Origin of the sequence: uncultured Streptococcus sp. (genome assembly GCF_963456385.1) — a bacterium.
GTDB lineage: Bacteria > Bacillota > Bacilli > Lactobacillales > Streptococcaceae > Streptococcus.
Genome location: NZ_CAUOLF010000004.1, coordinates 86,761 through 100,356 on the forward strand (window position 1 = coordinate 86,761; position 13,596 = coordinate 100,356).

Annotated in this window: 12 protein-coding genes; 4 read left to right on the forward strand and 8 right to left on the reverse strand. The window is 43.6% G+C overall.

What is annotated here, in order from left to right:
• Nucleotides 1-40: 40 nt before the first annotated feature.
• Nucleotides 41-838, reverse strand: coding sequence for a DUF4037 domain-containing protein (locus RP262_RS02775; RefSeq protein ID WP_311154226.1), 798 nt, complete (start codon nt 836-838; stop codon nt 41-43).
• Between the two features lie 499 nt (nt 839-1,337).
• Between RP262_RS02775 and RP262_RS02780 the strand changes: the two genes are divergently transcribed.
• Nucleotides 1,338-1,952 carry a CPBP family intramembrane glutamic endopeptidase gene (locus RP262_RS02780; RefSeq protein ID WP_311154227.1) on the forward strand — a complete coding sequence of 205 codons (615 nt, stop codon included), beginning with the start codon at nt 1,338-1,340 and terminating at the stop codon, nt 1,950-1,952.
• 44 nt (nt 1,953-1,996) lie between these two features.
• On the opposite strand, the gene RP262_RS02785 is transcribed toward RP262_RS02780, so the two are convergent.
• The 3 genes from RP262_RS02785 to RP262_RS02795 all read right to left on the reverse strand — a co-directional run bounded on the left by RP262_RS02785 (nt 1,997) and on the right by RP262_RS02795 (nt 3,629).
• On the reverse strand, nt 1,997-2,422 hold the full coding sequence (locus RP262_RS02785; protein ID WP_311154228.1) for an EVE domain-containing protein: 426 nt from the start codon (nt 2,420-2,422) through the stop codon (nt 1,997-1,999).
• The gene (locus RP262_RS02790; protein ID WP_311154229.1) at nt 2,415-2,876 is read right to left on the reverse strand and encodes a MarR family transcriptional regulator; all 462 of its coding nucleotides are present in this window, start codon (nt 2,874-2,876) and stop codon (nt 2,415-2,417) included. The genes RP262_RS02785 and RP262_RS02790 overlap by 8 nt, the downstream gene beginning before the upstream one ends.
• Nucleotides 2,877-2,981: 105 nt before the next feature.
• Entirely contained in the window at nt 2,982-3,629 is a 648-nt protein-coding gene (locus RP262_RS02795; protein ID WP_311154230.1) for a metal-dependent transcriptional regulator, read from the reverse strand.
• Between the two features lie 227 nt (nt 3,630-3,856).
• Between RP262_RS02795 and RP262_RS02800 the strand changes: the two genes are divergently transcribed.
• From RP262_RS02800 to RP262_RS02810, 3 genes are all read left to right on the forward strand, one after another.
• A complete protein-coding gene (locus RP262_RS02800; RefSeq protein ID WP_311154231.1) occupies nt 3,857-6,430 on the forward strand; it encodes a GBS Bsp-like repeat-containing protein in 2,574 nt (857 codons plus the stop codon).
• Nucleotides 6,431-6,709: 279 nt separating this feature from the next.
• Nucleotides 6,710-8,950 carry an SEC10/PgrA surface exclusion domain-containing protein gene (locus tag RP262_RS02805; protein ID WP_311154232.1) on the forward strand — a complete coding sequence of 747 codons (2,241 nt, stop codon included), beginning with the start codon at nt 6,710-6,712 and terminating at the stop codon, nt 8,948-8,950.
• Nucleotides 8,951-9,237: 287 nt separating this feature from the next.
• The gene (locus RP262_RS02810; RefSeq protein ID WP_311154233.1) at nt 9,238-10,335 is read left to right on the forward strand and encodes a DUF3114 domain-containing protein; all 1,098 of its coding nucleotides are present in this window, start codon (nt 9,238-9,240) and stop codon (nt 10,333-10,335) included.
• A 20-nt stretch (nt 10,336-10,355) separates the two neighbouring features.
• Here RP262_RS02810 and tpx read toward each other — a convergent pair whose 3' ends face one another.
• From tpx to RP262_RS02830, 4 genes are all read right to left on the reverse strand, one after another.
• Nucleotides 10,356-10,847: a thiol peroxidase gene (gene tpx, locus RP262_RS02815; protein ID WP_002896683.1), complete on the reverse strand. Its 492-nt coding sequence runs from the start codon at nt 10,845-10,847 to the stop codon at nt 10,356-10,358.
• Nucleotides 10,848-10,997: 150 nt separating this feature from the next.
• Nucleotides 10,998-11,927 (reverse strand): metal ABC transporter substrate-binding lipoprotein/adhesin SsaB, encoded by a 930-nt coding sequence (ssaB, locus tag RP262_RS02820; protein ID WP_311154234.1) that lies wholly within the window; start codon nt 11,925-11,927, stop codon nt 10,998-11,000.
• A gap of 19 nt (nt 11,928-11,946) precedes the next feature.
• The gene (locus RP262_RS02825) at nt 11,947-12,795 is read right to left on the reverse strand and encodes a metal ABC transporter permease (RefSeq protein ID WP_042763134.1); all 849 of its coding nucleotides are present in this window, start codon (nt 12,793-12,795) and stop codon (nt 11,947-11,949) included.
• A gap of 1 nt (nt 12,796) precedes the next feature.
• Nucleotides 12,797-13,516 carry a metal ABC transporter ATP-binding protein gene (locus tag RP262_RS02830; protein WP_311154235.1) on the reverse strand — a complete coding sequence of 240 codons (720 nt, stop codon included), beginning with the start codon at nt 13,514-13,516 and terminating at the stop codon, nt 12,797-12,799.
• Nucleotides 13,517-13,596 lie beyond the last annotated feature (80 nt).

A 13,596-nucleotide genomic window follows, 5' to 3' on the forward strand; every position in this document is an offset into this window, starting at 1 on the left:
TACTTCTGTAGCAATGAGTGTATAGTTTCCGACAACATTACTAAAAGCCATCAATCATTTCTTGAGGAATGATTTGTTTGATGGTCGTCACTAGCTGATTGATAAGCTTTATGGCTTCAGCGGGCTCAGTGTAGAGTTTTTGAAAATAGGTCTGTATATTTTCTTCAAAATGTTGAGGCAATAGCGTGCAGTTGGTTTTTGCAAACTCCAGCATTCTCTTTTCTCCAGGGTGAGTCTGTTCGTTTAGGGCGAAGAGCAAGTCAAAATAGGAAGCAAAAAATTCACTGCTGCGGTGATTGATACTGAGCAGGTCTTGACGCTTGAGCGCTTTTTCTATTTGTTTGGAGAAAGCTGGCATGGCTTGATCGAGTAGGAGGAGCTGCTTCTTAATAATATTCTTTTTAAGTTCAGCTGGATAAGGCAGTCTGTACTTGTTTTGAAGTGCCTCGTAGCGACCATTTCGGTCGTAGATGATTTTGCTGTGGAGCAGATTGTGCCACATACAGGTGGTGTAGGCATTCTGAGCTTGGTGGTCTAGGACGACAGTCTGCAGGTCTTTATCAAAGCTGTCCAGTGTACGGTAAATGAGCTCAATTTCGATGTCGCTCTTCAGCACACAGTCATCCTCTAGTTCCCAAAACTGATTGCCGATTTCCATGTAGGAGCAGTACTTGCTGAGGATATCGCGTCGGGTCAGGGGAGCAATGGAATCTGTCAAGTAGATATAAACATCATAGTCTGAGTCTTTGTCAAAATGCTGTCCAGCACGAGAGCCACCGAGAACAATAGCTTCCACTTGATCTAGCTGGGCAAATTCTTTAAAAAGTTCTTGTGGCATAATTTTTCCTCGCTGATTTTTGACATCATTTTAGCAAAATGTAAGCGGGTTGGCAAGAAGGAAAAAACAGCTTTTGGCATGGTACTGAGCTTGAAAAATTGAGACTCCGAGGGGGATGAAGTTGATAAACAGAAGCTGGGAGTATTTGACTAAAAAGAAAATCATCTAGGATAGATAGGCTAAAAAATTGACTTAGGGTGATAAAATTTTAGGACTTTTTTCTTTCTTTAATGCATTGTCAGTTTTCTATTTTTTAAACTCAACGCCTTATTTTTATCTGCAACTTTTCTTAGATTTTGAGATAGGCCTTTAAAGAGTTTTTTGACATCATTTAGTCCAAAAATGATGAGCATAGCAAGCAAGTGGAAGTGACAATAATCTTTGATTTGTTTATGTTTATGATTTCTATCATTCTTTAGAAATATTTTATAATTACTTTATAAATTCTTGAAGTTTGTCTTGTATAATCATATTAAAGAAAAGAAAGGAGTCTCTTATCATGGAAAATCTAGTTCAACAGATGCTGGATGCTCTGATTCAAATCGCTTTGTTTGCTTTTCTTCCTTTTGTTTGGTGGTTGATAAGTGCTAGAAGAAAAAGTCCATTTTTAGAATGGCTTGGCTTAAAACCACTAAAAGATGCTGGCAGCCGGAAGATCTGGCTGTGGATTTTGTTGGGTTCGCTATCTTTCTTGCTTCTTTCGTTTTTGCTAGTATATCCTGCTGTAAAAAATCTGGATACAGCGACTTCGAATTTCTCAGGCCTTGGCTTTCAAGCCTTGCCAGCTGTTTTGATTTATGGTATTTTTCAAACTTCTCTGTCAGAAGAACTGCTATTCAGAGGTTTTCTTTTAAAGAGATTGGCTAGTCGCTTACCCTTTGTGGTAGCCAACACCATACAAGCTGCTCTTTTTGGTCTGCTCCATGGCTTAATGTTTATAACAGTGCTCTCTTGGCAGCAAACCCTGCTCATCATTTTGTGTACGGGTGGCATCGCGGCCTATATGGGCTTTGTCAATGAAAAGAAATCTGATGGCTCCGTTTTAGCCAGCTGGATCATACATGCTCTAGCAAATGTGATTACGGGTAGTTTATCGGCATTTATGCTGATTTGATGACAGGTGAGCAAGGTTTAGGTGTAAGTCAAACGAAGCTGCTTCTACTGATTTGCATGGCTGTCCAGTTTCATTTGCTCAAAAACATAAAGGAAGAAGTCTTTCGAAACTTCGAAATGTCCGTATCTTATCTGAGAAGCATATTGGCGCCACTGAGGATGTTGTCGGACTTGCTCAATAGGGCAGTCTTTGACAGGCTGGTAGTAGCTGACATCTCGCCGGAATGGGAAAAAGCCTTCAAACATCTCTACTTGATAAGCAGTGTCATCTAGAATCTTGCCAACTGCTGTAAATGCCTGCAATTTTTCCTGACCGTTCAGTTGATACTTGGGGCTGTAGTACAGAAGATAGTCCCCCTTTTTCATTCGGTTCAGCGGCGCTTTCTTACCATGGCAGACTTGGCAAAATCCACCTTCTACACCTCTTAGTACATGTTCTTTTGATACGACACCAATCCAAAATCTAGTCATTTTCTGCCTCCAGTTCCATTAAGAGTTGATTCAATATTTCTGTTTTATTTCCTAATTTTCCAAAGAACGCCTGATCAATGCCTTCTACTAGAGGGAGGGCTTGGTTGACCTTTTGCAGCCCCGTATCCGTTAGAAGTATGATGTTGGCGCGGCTGTCCTTGGGATGGACTTCCCGCATTATCAAACCTTTCTTGACCAAGAGGCGGATGATTTGGGATACGGTCATAACATCCATGTCAGAAAATCGGGCAATATCGGTTTGACTAACCCATTCTTGCTGACGCAGGAGTGCAGCAAGAGTGGTCAGAACGACAAACTGGGGATGGGTCAAATCAATCGTTCTCAGTTTGTTTTTTACCAGCCCATGCCACTTGTGGTAGGCACGGATAAAGAGCAGACCGGTTGATTTTTTGTATTCATCCTTGTAGATGGAGTTAAACTGCGATTTTTCCATTAGCTTTCCCTCTAGATATTTTATAAGTACACTTATTATAATCTGACATTTTCTTTTTGTCAATAAAAACCCAGTTTAGACTAAAAAGTCCTAACTGGGTTCTGTTTATAGTTTTTCTACATAAATCTGCTGGGCAATTATAGGATTGATTTGGATTTCTTGGGTTTCTGTCTTGAGAAGATAGGCCTGAGCGAAAGAATCGTATTGGATGAAGGTGATGGTTTGGCCGATTTGCAGGTTGTATTTTTCCAAGTATTTGAGCAAGTCAAAGTCGTCGTGTACGCGTTTGATGATATAGTCACCAGGGGCAGAAGTCTCTTCCAGAGTCAGTTGGTTTTCTTCGTCCAGAAGCTCTCCCTTGGCTGGGATGGTGCCTCCGTGAGGACAAGTCTTGGGGTACTGGAGCATGGCATCCAGACGCTCAACGAAACGCTCAGAAACAGTGTGCTCTAGGACTTCGGCTTCCTCATGGATTTCATCAGTCGAGTAGCCGAGATGATTGACCAGAAAGACCTCAATCAGACGGTGCTTGCGGTAGAGGTCAGAAACTAGCCTTAGCCCCAAATCAGTCAGCAGGTAGCCGGCTTTTTTATCCTTGACCAGAAGTTCTTCCGCCAGCATTTTTTTCATCATTTCCGTCACAGCTGGAGGTGAAACCTGCATGAGCTGGGCGATTTCTTTATTGGTGATTTTTTTGTGGCGGCTGCCAATCTCATAGATACACTTGAGATAGTCTTCTTTATTTGGGGTCATCTTGCATCCTCGCTGAACTTTCTATCATTAGTATAACAAAAATCGCTGCAAGAATACAGTGTCTAAGCCTTTCTTTGATGTTTAGATTTTCTTTATTCGCTTGTAATCGTTTTGCGATTATTATATAATCAAAGCGTACGATTTAAAAAATAAAAAGTAAAAATTCTTTAGCTGGTTTGCAAAAATTTGGCTTGCTTTTTACTTTTTTGCAAAAGGAGAATCCTATTATGAAAAAAAGACGAATAATTGCGTCTCGAGCAGAGAAGTTTACTCGTTTTGGAATTCGCAAATGCAGTCTGGGAGCAGTCTCAGTAGCGATTGCGACTGGTCTGGCCTTTCTTGGAAGTGGAGCAGTGCAGGCAGATCAGCTAGCGCTTAGCCAGACAGCTGACAGTGTCGCTGTCAGTCAGGCTGTGGAGGACCAAGCTAGCACAGCTGCAAGTCCGACTGTGACAGAAACCAGTCTGTCAAGCGTGGATAAGGTTGCACCAGCACCGGAGGCTGTTACTCCTGACGCTAGTCAGATACCTACGTCTTCCGATACCAGTGCTCAGTCTCCTTCTTCAGTTCCTGTAGAAAATGCCCAGCCGAAAAGTGACACTGTAGCTTCGACAGAAAATCAACCTGCTGTGGCTGAGAACTCAGAAAAAAGTGATGCTTCTAATCAGCCAGCACAAGCAGCTTCTGCTACAGAGCGCCCCTTGGCAGCAGCAGAAGTCAAAAAGCCTCAAGGCAAGATTACCATTCAGAACAACAATTCACAGAAAGGTGAATTTGATATTGTCGTGTCCGATATTATCGCCCCAGATGGTCTGAAGTCTGTTTATCTACCGACATGGTCAGCTGCTAACGACCAAGATGATGTGCAGTGGTACACAGCCGAAAGGCGCGCTGATGGGACCTATTTTAAACACGTCAGCTACCGCAACCACAAGAACTCTCTGGGCGAGTATAATGTTCATCTCTATTTCGTGAATGATGCAGGCCAGCTGCAGGGTGCGGGTTCGGCTAAGACGGTAGTTACTCGCGCGCAGCCACAGGGAAAAATCACCATTCAGAACAATAATTCGCAGACAGGCGAATTTGATATAGTCGTGTCAGATATTGTAGCCCCAGATGGTCTGAAGGCGGTCTACCTGCCGACTTGGTCTGCTGCTAACGACCAAGACGACGTTCAGTGGTACACAGCCGAAAGGCGCGCTGATGGGACCTATTTCAAGCATGTCAGCTACCGCAATCATAAGAACTCTCTTGGTGAGTATAATGTTCACCTCTATTTTGTGAATGATGCAGGCCAGCTGCAGGGAGCAGGTTCGGCTAAGACAGTGGTTACCCGCGCCCAGCCACAGGGTAAAATCACCATTCAGAACAACAATCCGCAGACAGGTGAATTTGATATTGTTGTGTCCGATATTGTCGCCCCAGATGGCCTGAAGGCGGTCTACCTGCCGACATGGTCAGCTGTTAACGACCAAGACGACGTGCAGTGGTACACAGCTGAAAGACGAGCTGATGGGACCTATTTCAAACATGTTAGCCACCGCAACCACAAGAACTCCTTGGGTGAGTATAATGTTCATCTCTATTTCTTGAATGATGCAGGCCAGCTGCAGGGTGCGGGTTCGGCTAAGACGGTAGTTACTCGCGCGCAGCCACAGGGAAAAATCACCATTCAGAACAATAATCCGCAGACAGGTGAATTTGATATAGTCGTTTCTGATATTGTTGCCCCGGATGGCCTGAAGGCGGTCTACCTACCGACTTGGTCCAGCAAGGATGACCAAGACGATGTGCAGTGGTATATCGCTGAGCGCCAATCTGACGGCACCTATAAAAAACATGTTCGAGCTCAGGATCATAAGTTTTCAGTGGGTGAGTACAAGGTTCATCTTTACTATCTGAATGAGGACGGCCAGATGCAAGGTGCAGGTGGCGAGAAGCTGATGGTTTCTGTAGCGCCTGAGAATATCCGTGCGACCGGAAAAATCAATATCCAAAACAATAATGCGCGAACAGGAACTTTTGATGTGGTTGTGACAAATGTATCCAATCCTGGAGGGATTCAAGCAGTCTATCTGCCAACTTGGTCAACAGATAAGGATCAGGATGATGTCAAGTGGTATTTAGCTCAAAAGCAGGCGAATGGTACCTATAAAATCACAGTCCGAGCTAGCGACCATAAGCTTTCTACCGGCGAGTACAAGATTCATCTTTACTATAAGCAGGACAATGGTCAGCTCATCGCTGTTGATGCTACTACGACCCAGGTCTCCAAAGCAGTTTACAATACTCCATACTACTCACAGCGTGATGGTCGCTGGGGCGGCAGGAAGTATGGTCCTTACAGCATGGATGCGACAGGATGCGTGCCAACAACGCTAGCCATGGTTATTTCTGGGATTACTGGGACAGAAGTGCTTCCGACAACTGTTGCGGATTACCTATATAACCATACTAATGAATTTAATAAAGATGGATTTGGCACCAGCAGCCGTGGCATTGTCCGCGCTGCCCAGCACTGGGATCTGACGACTGAGACCCTGTTTACAGCTTCTGCGGTCAAAGAAGTACTTTCGCAGGGGCATCATGTCCTAGGTGCCGTTGGTACCAGCATCTTTGCCCATTATCCAGTAACTCATGAGCTGGTTCTTAAAGGCTATGACAATGGAAAAACCTATGTCCGTGACCCTTATAATGCAGCTAATAATGGCTGGTACCCAGTAGACTATCTCTTTGGAGTCAAGAGTGTAGATCCGACGGATAATACTGAGGGCTCTCCCTTCATTGCCATCAAAGGATAAGAAATTCGTGAATAAGAAGACCGCTCGTTGTTTGACGGGCGGTTTTCTGCATTCTATGACTAATATGTTTGTAATCGGTTAAGACTTTATCATTGGCAAGGTCAGTAAGAGTAAAAATCATTTTATGATTTTGGACAGACACATAGGTTTTTTTGGAAGCGATGGAGACGAGATTCTATTTTTGGACATATTTGCGATGAATGTTCTCAAAAAAACATGTAAATAGTTTGACAAACAAAGTTTTTCTCGTTATGCTATTAACATATCAGGAGGAAACCCATGAAAAAAATCCAAAAACATGTCATTCTAGGTGCAGCAGTTCTTGCCAGTACTGGCTTTGCTCACACTGTAGCTGCAGATACAACTCCAGTGGATGTAAATGCCCCTGCAAACCAAGATAAGGTTCTATCTGCAAGTCCAGAAGCTCTTAAACAGCAGACTGAGCAGGTTAAGCAAGCCAAAACGGCTGTTGACCAAGCCAAAGAACAGGTTGCGACTGCTGAGACTAAGGTTGAAACAGCTAAGAAAGATAATGCTGATACAAGTGCACAAAAGATTGCGGAAGCTCAGGCAGCTGTGACAGAAGCTGAGAAAAAAGTTGCCCCAGCGGAAAACGCAGCCAAGCAAGCCCAAGCAGCTCTTGATACAGCTAAAACTGCGGAAAACACACAGGCAGCTGTAGCTCAAGATGCTCAAACTCAAGCAGCTAAGGCACAAACTGAAACCCAAACAGCTCAGGATGCTGTGAATGCAGCTCAAAAAGATGTGGACAGCAAACTGGTAAGTGAAAAGGTAACGAAGGCAAAGGAGGAGCTTGACAAAGCTAAAAATAACTTAGCTTCTTACGAAGATCAGTTGAAGACAGCTGAAGCGGAAGATGCCAAACGTCAAGCAGTGATTGATCAAGCCCAAGCAGAGATTAAAGCAGCTCAAGCAGAAATCAAGGAAAAAGAAGCGAAACTTTCTTCCCAGGACCAAGTACACAATACCTTTACCCTATCACAAGCCTATATAAATGCAATTAAAAGTAACAATATCAACGGTACAGCTAAATTAACACCTGAGGCACAAGAAACACTTGCTAAAGAAGCAGCTACCCTAAAATCCAGCAACAATTATATTGGCAGTCAAAAAGATGCGCAACGAATGGTTAACATCAATGCCATTCCAAATGATGTTCTGATGGAATTGAACTATTATGCACAAGATTTGATTAATCAAATCCGTAAGCAAGCAGGAACAGCACCAGTAACATTAACACAAAATAGTATTGACTATGCAGCAGCTCTAAGCCAAGCAGCCCGTGAACAAAAATATAAATACCAATCAAAAGAACCTATAACTTCACAAGTAGATGTTCCAAGAAGTGTGGTTGCTAAATTTGGACTGGATCAGTTTGGTCATAGAGTATCAGGAACTAACGAACTCGGCCCTTATCCTATTCTTGCTAGCCAAGAGAATGTCTCTGTTGACTACTTGAAAAAGGTTATTTATGATGATATCAAATTCCAACTGTTTGATTTAGGAGATAGCAGTGCGTATAGGGAGAGAGGGACTATCTATGCCCAAAAGGTAGTGGGGCATCTTGATAATCAGAAGAAAGGTGCATATGTTGCTGTTAACTTTAGCAACAACGGCATTATTAACCGAATTAACTTCCTTCTTTTCCCAAATAATGACGGTGATATTAAAGATCCTTCCAAAATAACACCAGCCTTAATCAATCCAAATACTAATAATCAAGAGGCAGATGCAGCTCGTAAAGATTTGGCGGCTTCGCAAGCTAAGTTGGACGCTGCTCAACGTACGTTGACAAATGCTCAGAACAAGCAGGAGACAGCCCCATTACTGCGTGAGGTTGTGAAAACTGCTAAGGACAAGTTGGCCAAGGCGGAAAGTACTTACCAAGCTGAACTCGAAAATAGCAAGAATTCGGCTTCTGAAGAAACCAAGGCTAAGCTTGCAGTTTTAGCTAAAGCTCAAGCAAGCTTGAAAGAAAAAGAAGCAGCCCAAGCAACTGCGCAAAAAACAGCTGAGGAAGCTAATGCCAAGCTTGCTGAATTGAAAGCAGCTACAGCAAACGCTCAAGAAAAGGCAACTGCTGCGGCTACAGCTCTGGAAGAGGCTCAACGCGCTGTTCAAGCTGCTAAAGACTATGTTACTCGCTTGCAAAATGCCCCTGCTCTTCTAAAAGAAGCAGAAGCGGCTCTCAATGATGCTAAAGCAAATTTGGCAAGTAAGGAAGAAACCTATAGAGTCGAAAATGCAAAACTTGAAGCTTTGAAAGCGGCTCTTGCAGCCCTAGAGACAGACGACCCAACCAACCTCGTTTCTAAGAATGAGCGAAAGGTTCTGAAAGTCACTACAACGGGAGTGAAGAAGGGAAAGAAACCAGTTCAGACCTATCAGGCTCCGGCAGCTCTTCCAAAAACAGGTTCTGCTGAATCATCTCTAGCACTTGCAGGCCTGGGATTGCTCTCTATGCTGGGACTGGCTTTTGCAAAACGTCGTAAAGCTTAAGAGAATTTATCGATAAAATCAAATTCTAGATGAATTGTCCAATCGGTGAAAAGTTGGACGACTCATTTCAATAAAACTCATACTGAGAGAGGACCAGTTTGGTCTTCTCTTTATTTATTGAGTGATTTGTTAAGAACATCTTTATTGTTAATAGTCCAAGGATTCATATTTTGTTCTTTGTCATCATGTGAGTTTGTGATAAAATCTAATTGTTCTATGTGAATTAATTTTTTTATTATAATCTCTACAGTTTTGAACTATTAGAGCTAATAGAAAGGAGGGGAGCCATGTATCCGAAAGAAGGGAAAGAACATCTCTTTCAGCAATTGCAATCAATCGGTTGGTCTCAGACAGCACTAGAACAAGTTTTTGCAGGGTTAAATAACGGGCAAGGAAAAACAGTGTCAGAAGAAGATTACTTGCAGGAGGCTCAACTTTTTGGCAGTCCCTTCTTTCAAGAGCTCTGGCAGGCTGAGGAGACTCAAATCAGCAGGTTAGGAGCTCAGGAGCTGCTGGTTCTGGCTATGAATATTGTTAATATGCCTGAGGAGTTGAGCGGGGACAAGTCAGAGACGGATTTTTTGCTGGCTCGGATTGCTCCAAGCCTAACACCTCATGATGGCTTTTGGAAGATTTTCTCAAGGACCTTGCGCCAGGCTTTTCCGGCAGATGATTTGAGCCAAAAGGATGGTAATCAAAAGCTCAAAAAGCAGCTGCATCAGTTTCGCTATGTCATTTCCTGCCAGCAGGCCCAGTGGGTCAGAGATCACTACCGTCAGACTGGTATGACAGATGCAGAAGCCTTGGCCTCCTATCTAAAGGCTTTTCCAGCGCTGTCTTATAGTTTTCAAGAATCCTCTCGCTTGCACAATAAAGTCTATATTGATAAGAAGTCAGAGCAAGCTGTCTATCCGGATGGTCAAGCAAGTCAGGCCAATATAAAAATCCTGATTGATTTTCATACAGAGTTTATTCTGGATCAGACAGGTCGTTTTCTCAATATTATCGATCCAGAGGGGGCTAGCCAAAATGGTGTTGTGAATGGCGCCAGCTTTAACTACGGTGAGCGCAATCGTCCGGTCAACCAGGCTTCTCATACTCGCTACGATGTCAAAACGCCTGCTGTCTGGGATCCTCGCTTTCGCAGGCTTGCCATTGAAAATAGCGGCCGCAAGTTCAAGTCACCTCAGAATAATCGTGGTCCGCTGGGCTATCGTTCGGCTAAGAGCCCTTATGCTCGAAAGGGGCGGAGTGCTTATAAACAGGTAAAGGCAGAGATTGCTCAATTCAAGAAATTTCTGAATCGACCATCCGTTCTTTTGCGTTCCTGGGCTTGCTTCCATCAGTTTTGGCAGAAGTTTTTCGCACAAAAAAACACGGACTAGCAGGTCCGTATTTTTATCTCTTACAAGCTCTTAACTGCGGCGATAGCAGCTTCGAAGTCGGGCTCGGTGTTGATATTGTCGACATATTCAGCGTAGGTCACAGTGTTATTTTCATCCAGAACTAGAACTGCGCGGGCCAAAAGGTGCCATTCATTGATGAGGACAGCATAGTCACGGCCGAAAGAATGGTCGAAGTAGTCAGAGAGCATGACAGCATTCTCAATGCCTTCAGCAGCACACCACTTGCCTTGAGCAAAAGGCAAATCAACTGAAACCGTGATAACAACGGTATTGTCCAAGTCAGATAGCTCTTGGTTGAAACGGCGAGTCTGAGTCGAGCAGACACCAGTATCGATAGATGGGATGATGCTCAGAACTTTCTTTTTGCCAGCAAAATCAGCCAGAGTTTTCTTTGAAAGGTCAGTTGCTGTCAAGCTAAAATCGTGGGCGGTGTCGCCGACTTGCAGTTGCTTTCCAGTAAAGGTTACAGGATTTCCGAGAAAAGTTGTCATAGGAAGTCTCCATTCATGTTTGATAGCTTCATTGTACAGCGAATAGTGATTTTTTTCGAATAATTTGACCGGAAATTTGAAATCGACTCCATGCGAAGCTCCTTCTCCAAAAATAAAAGGTTAGGATTTTGTCTTCCTAACCTTTTATCATTATTTGGCCAATCCTTCAGAAATTTTATCCAGATTGTATTTCATCATGCTGTAGTAGCTGTCGCCTTCTTCGCCTTCATCAGCGATTGAGTCAGTAAAGATTTTAGCGTGTATTGGGATGTTGGTGTCTTTAGAAACAGTTTTCATCGGACGATCGTCCACACTTGATTCGACAAAGAGAGACGGCACTTTGGTCTTGCGTAGTTTTTCAACCAAGCTTTTAATTTGGTCTGGAGTTCCTTCTTCTTCGGTGTTGATTTCCCAAATATAGGCTGATGGCACATTGTAGGCCTTAGAGAAGTACTTGAAGCAGCCTTCACTCGTCACAATCATTTTCTTTTCTTCTGGGATATTGTTGAATTTCTCCTTGGCTTCCTTATCCAAAGTGGTCAGTTTTTCTACATAGGCTTTGAGATTTTTCTCATAAGTAGCCTTATTGTCAGGGTCTTTTTCAATCAAACGCTTGGCGATATTTTGCGCATAGATAATACCGTTTTCCAAGTTGAGCCAAGCATGAGGATCTTCCTTGCCTTTTTCACTTTGCCCTTCAAGGTAGATGACGTCAACGCCATCGCTGACAGCATAGTAGTCCTTGTTTTCTTGCTTATTGGCATTTTTGACCAACTTAGTAAACCAAGCATTGCCGCCAGTTTCCAGGTTGATACCGTTGTAGAAGATGAGATCCGCTTGAGAAGTCTTTTTTACATCTTCAGGCAGGGGCTCGTATTCGTGGGGGTCTTTGCCGACTGGTACAATGCTATGCAGGTCAATCTTATCGCCAGCTATATTTTTGGTAATATCAGCGATAATTGAGTTGGTCGCAACAACCTTGAGCTTGGACGAGTCACTGGATGCGCTCTTCTGACCGGAGCAGGCAAAGAGAGTGCAGACTGCTAGCAAAAGCAGGGATAAAAAACCTAATTTTCTCATGGGATTCCTCCATTAAATTTTATTTTAGTTTAGGTCGGTTTTTAAGTTTTAAATAGCGTTGCTTAGGGGCAATAAAGAAAGAGAGGAGAAAGATGAGGGCTGAGGTCAGGACAATGCTGGATCCTGCAGCGACATTAAAGCTGTAGCCGATAAAGAGTCCCAGTACAGAAGCTAGAGCGCCCAGCCCTGAGGACAGCAGAATCATAGTTTTCAGACTGTTGGCATAGAGGTAGGCCGTTGCTGCTGGCGTTATCAAGAGAGCGACGATGAGAATGGTTCCCACGCTCTGCATAGCTGTCACAGAGACCAAGGTCAAGAGAATCATCAGCAGATAGTGGTAGAAGCTGACTGGCATGCCCATTGCTTGAGCCAGCAAGGGGTCAAAGGAAGTAATCAATAGCTGTTTGAAAAAGAGGGTGATGATTAAGAGCACAGCTATTCCAACTCCAATACTAATCCACATATCAATATCCTGTACGGCCAAGATATTCCCGAAGAGAATATGAAAGAGGTCAGTGGAGCTATTGGCAACGCCGATTAGGATCACACCCAGAGCTAGGAAGGAAGAAAAGGTAATCCCAATGGCCGTATCGCTTTTAATAATGGAGTTGCCCTTGATGTAAGTGATAATAATCGAGGCCAAAAGTCCGAAGGTGATGGCTCCGATAAAGAAATTAATCCCTAAAATGTAGGAGAGAGCCACACCGGGCAGAACCGCATGAGAGATAGCGTCTCCCATGAGTGACATGCCGCGCAGAATGATAAAGCAGCCTACAGCTCCAGCGACAATTCCAATGACGATTGCTGTGATGAGGGCATTTTGCAGAAAGTGAAAGTCCCGCAGCCCTTGGAAAAATTCTAAAATCAATCTAGGCACCTCCATTCATAAAGAGCTGGGAGCCGTAAGTCTTTTTCATATTGTTCTTGGTAAAGCTGGTCTCAGTAGGACCGAAGGCAATCAGCTTACGATTGAGCAGGATGACCTGATCAAAATAATCAACCACCTTACTCAGGTCATGATGGACAATCAGGATAATCTTGCCTGCGGCTTTGAGACTGCGCAGGGTAGACATGATAATCTCTTCGCTGACAGAGTCGATCCCGACGAAGGGCTCGTCCAAAAAGATACAATCCGCCTCTTGAACCAAGCAGCGAGCAATCAAGACCCGCTGGAATTGGCCGCCGGATAGCTGGCTAATCTGGCGCTCAGCCAAGTCTTCTAAACCGACAATTTTCAATGCCTCAGCCACCTTGTTCCAATGGGAACTCTTTAGTCCTTGAAAGAGTTTGAGCTGCGGGTAAAGTCCCAAAGAGACACACTCTTTGACTTTGATAGGAAAATGATAATCAATATTAATCTTTTGCTCTACATAGGCGACGCGCTGGAGAGAGTTCTGCAGCGGCTTTTGATCCAGCAGAGTCTGGCCTTGGTGGTCAATAATCCCTAGCATGCCCTTGAGCAGGGTGGATTTTCCGGCTCCGTTAGGGCCGATAATCCCAGTAATGGTTGGCTCCTTAATGGTTAATGAAAGGGGCTCAAGAGCCAGCGTATCCTGATAGCTGACAGTCAAATCTTTAATCGTAATCATCTCATACACCTCTATGAGATTAATATACATTAAAATAAAAATTAAGTCAAGTTAATTTTTAATAAATCTCTAAAATTAAT

Coding starts and splice junctions, on each gene's coding strand:
- RP262_RS02775 (WP_311154226.1), bottom strand. CDS start 838: ATGCCACAAGAACTTTTTAAAGAATTTGCCCAGCTAGATCAAGTGGAA.
- RP262_RS02780 (WP_311154227.1), top strand. CDS start 1,338: ATGGAAAATCTAGTTCAACAGATGCTGGATGCTCTGATTCAAATCGCT.
- RP262_RS02785 (WP_311154228.1), bottom strand. CDS start 2,422: ATGACTAGATTTTGGATTGGTGTCGTATCAAAAGAACATGTACTAAGA.
- RP262_RS02790 (WP_311154229.1), bottom strand. CDS start 2,876: ATGGAAAAATCGCAGTTTAACTCCATCTACAAGGATGAATACAAAAAA.
- RP262_RS02795 (WP_311154230.1), bottom strand. CDS start 3,629: ATGACCCCAAATAAAGAAGACTATCTCAAGTGTATCTATGAGATTGGC.
- RP262_RS02800 (WP_311154231.1), top strand. CDS start 3,857: ATGAAAAAAAGACGAATAATTGCGTCTCGAGCAGAGAAGTTTACTCGT.
- RP262_RS02805 (WP_311154232.1), top strand. CDS start 6,710: ATGAAAAAAATCCAAAAACATGTCATTCTAGGTGCAGCAGTTCTTGCC.
- RP262_RS02810 (WP_311154233.1), top strand. CDS start 9,238: ATGTATCCGAAAGAAGGGAAAGAACATCTCTTTCAGCAATTGCAATCA.
- tpx (WP_002896683.1), bottom strand. CDS start 10,847: ATGACAACTTTTCTCGGAAATCCTGTAACCTTTACTGGAAAGCAACTG.
- ssaB (WP_311154234.1), bottom strand. CDS start 11,927: ATGAGAAAATTAGGTTTTTTATCCCTGCTTTTGCTAGCAGTCTGCACT.
- RP262_RS02830 (WP_311154235.1), bottom strand. CDS start 13,516: ATGATTACGATTAAAGATTTGACTGTCAGCTATCAGGATACGCTGGCT.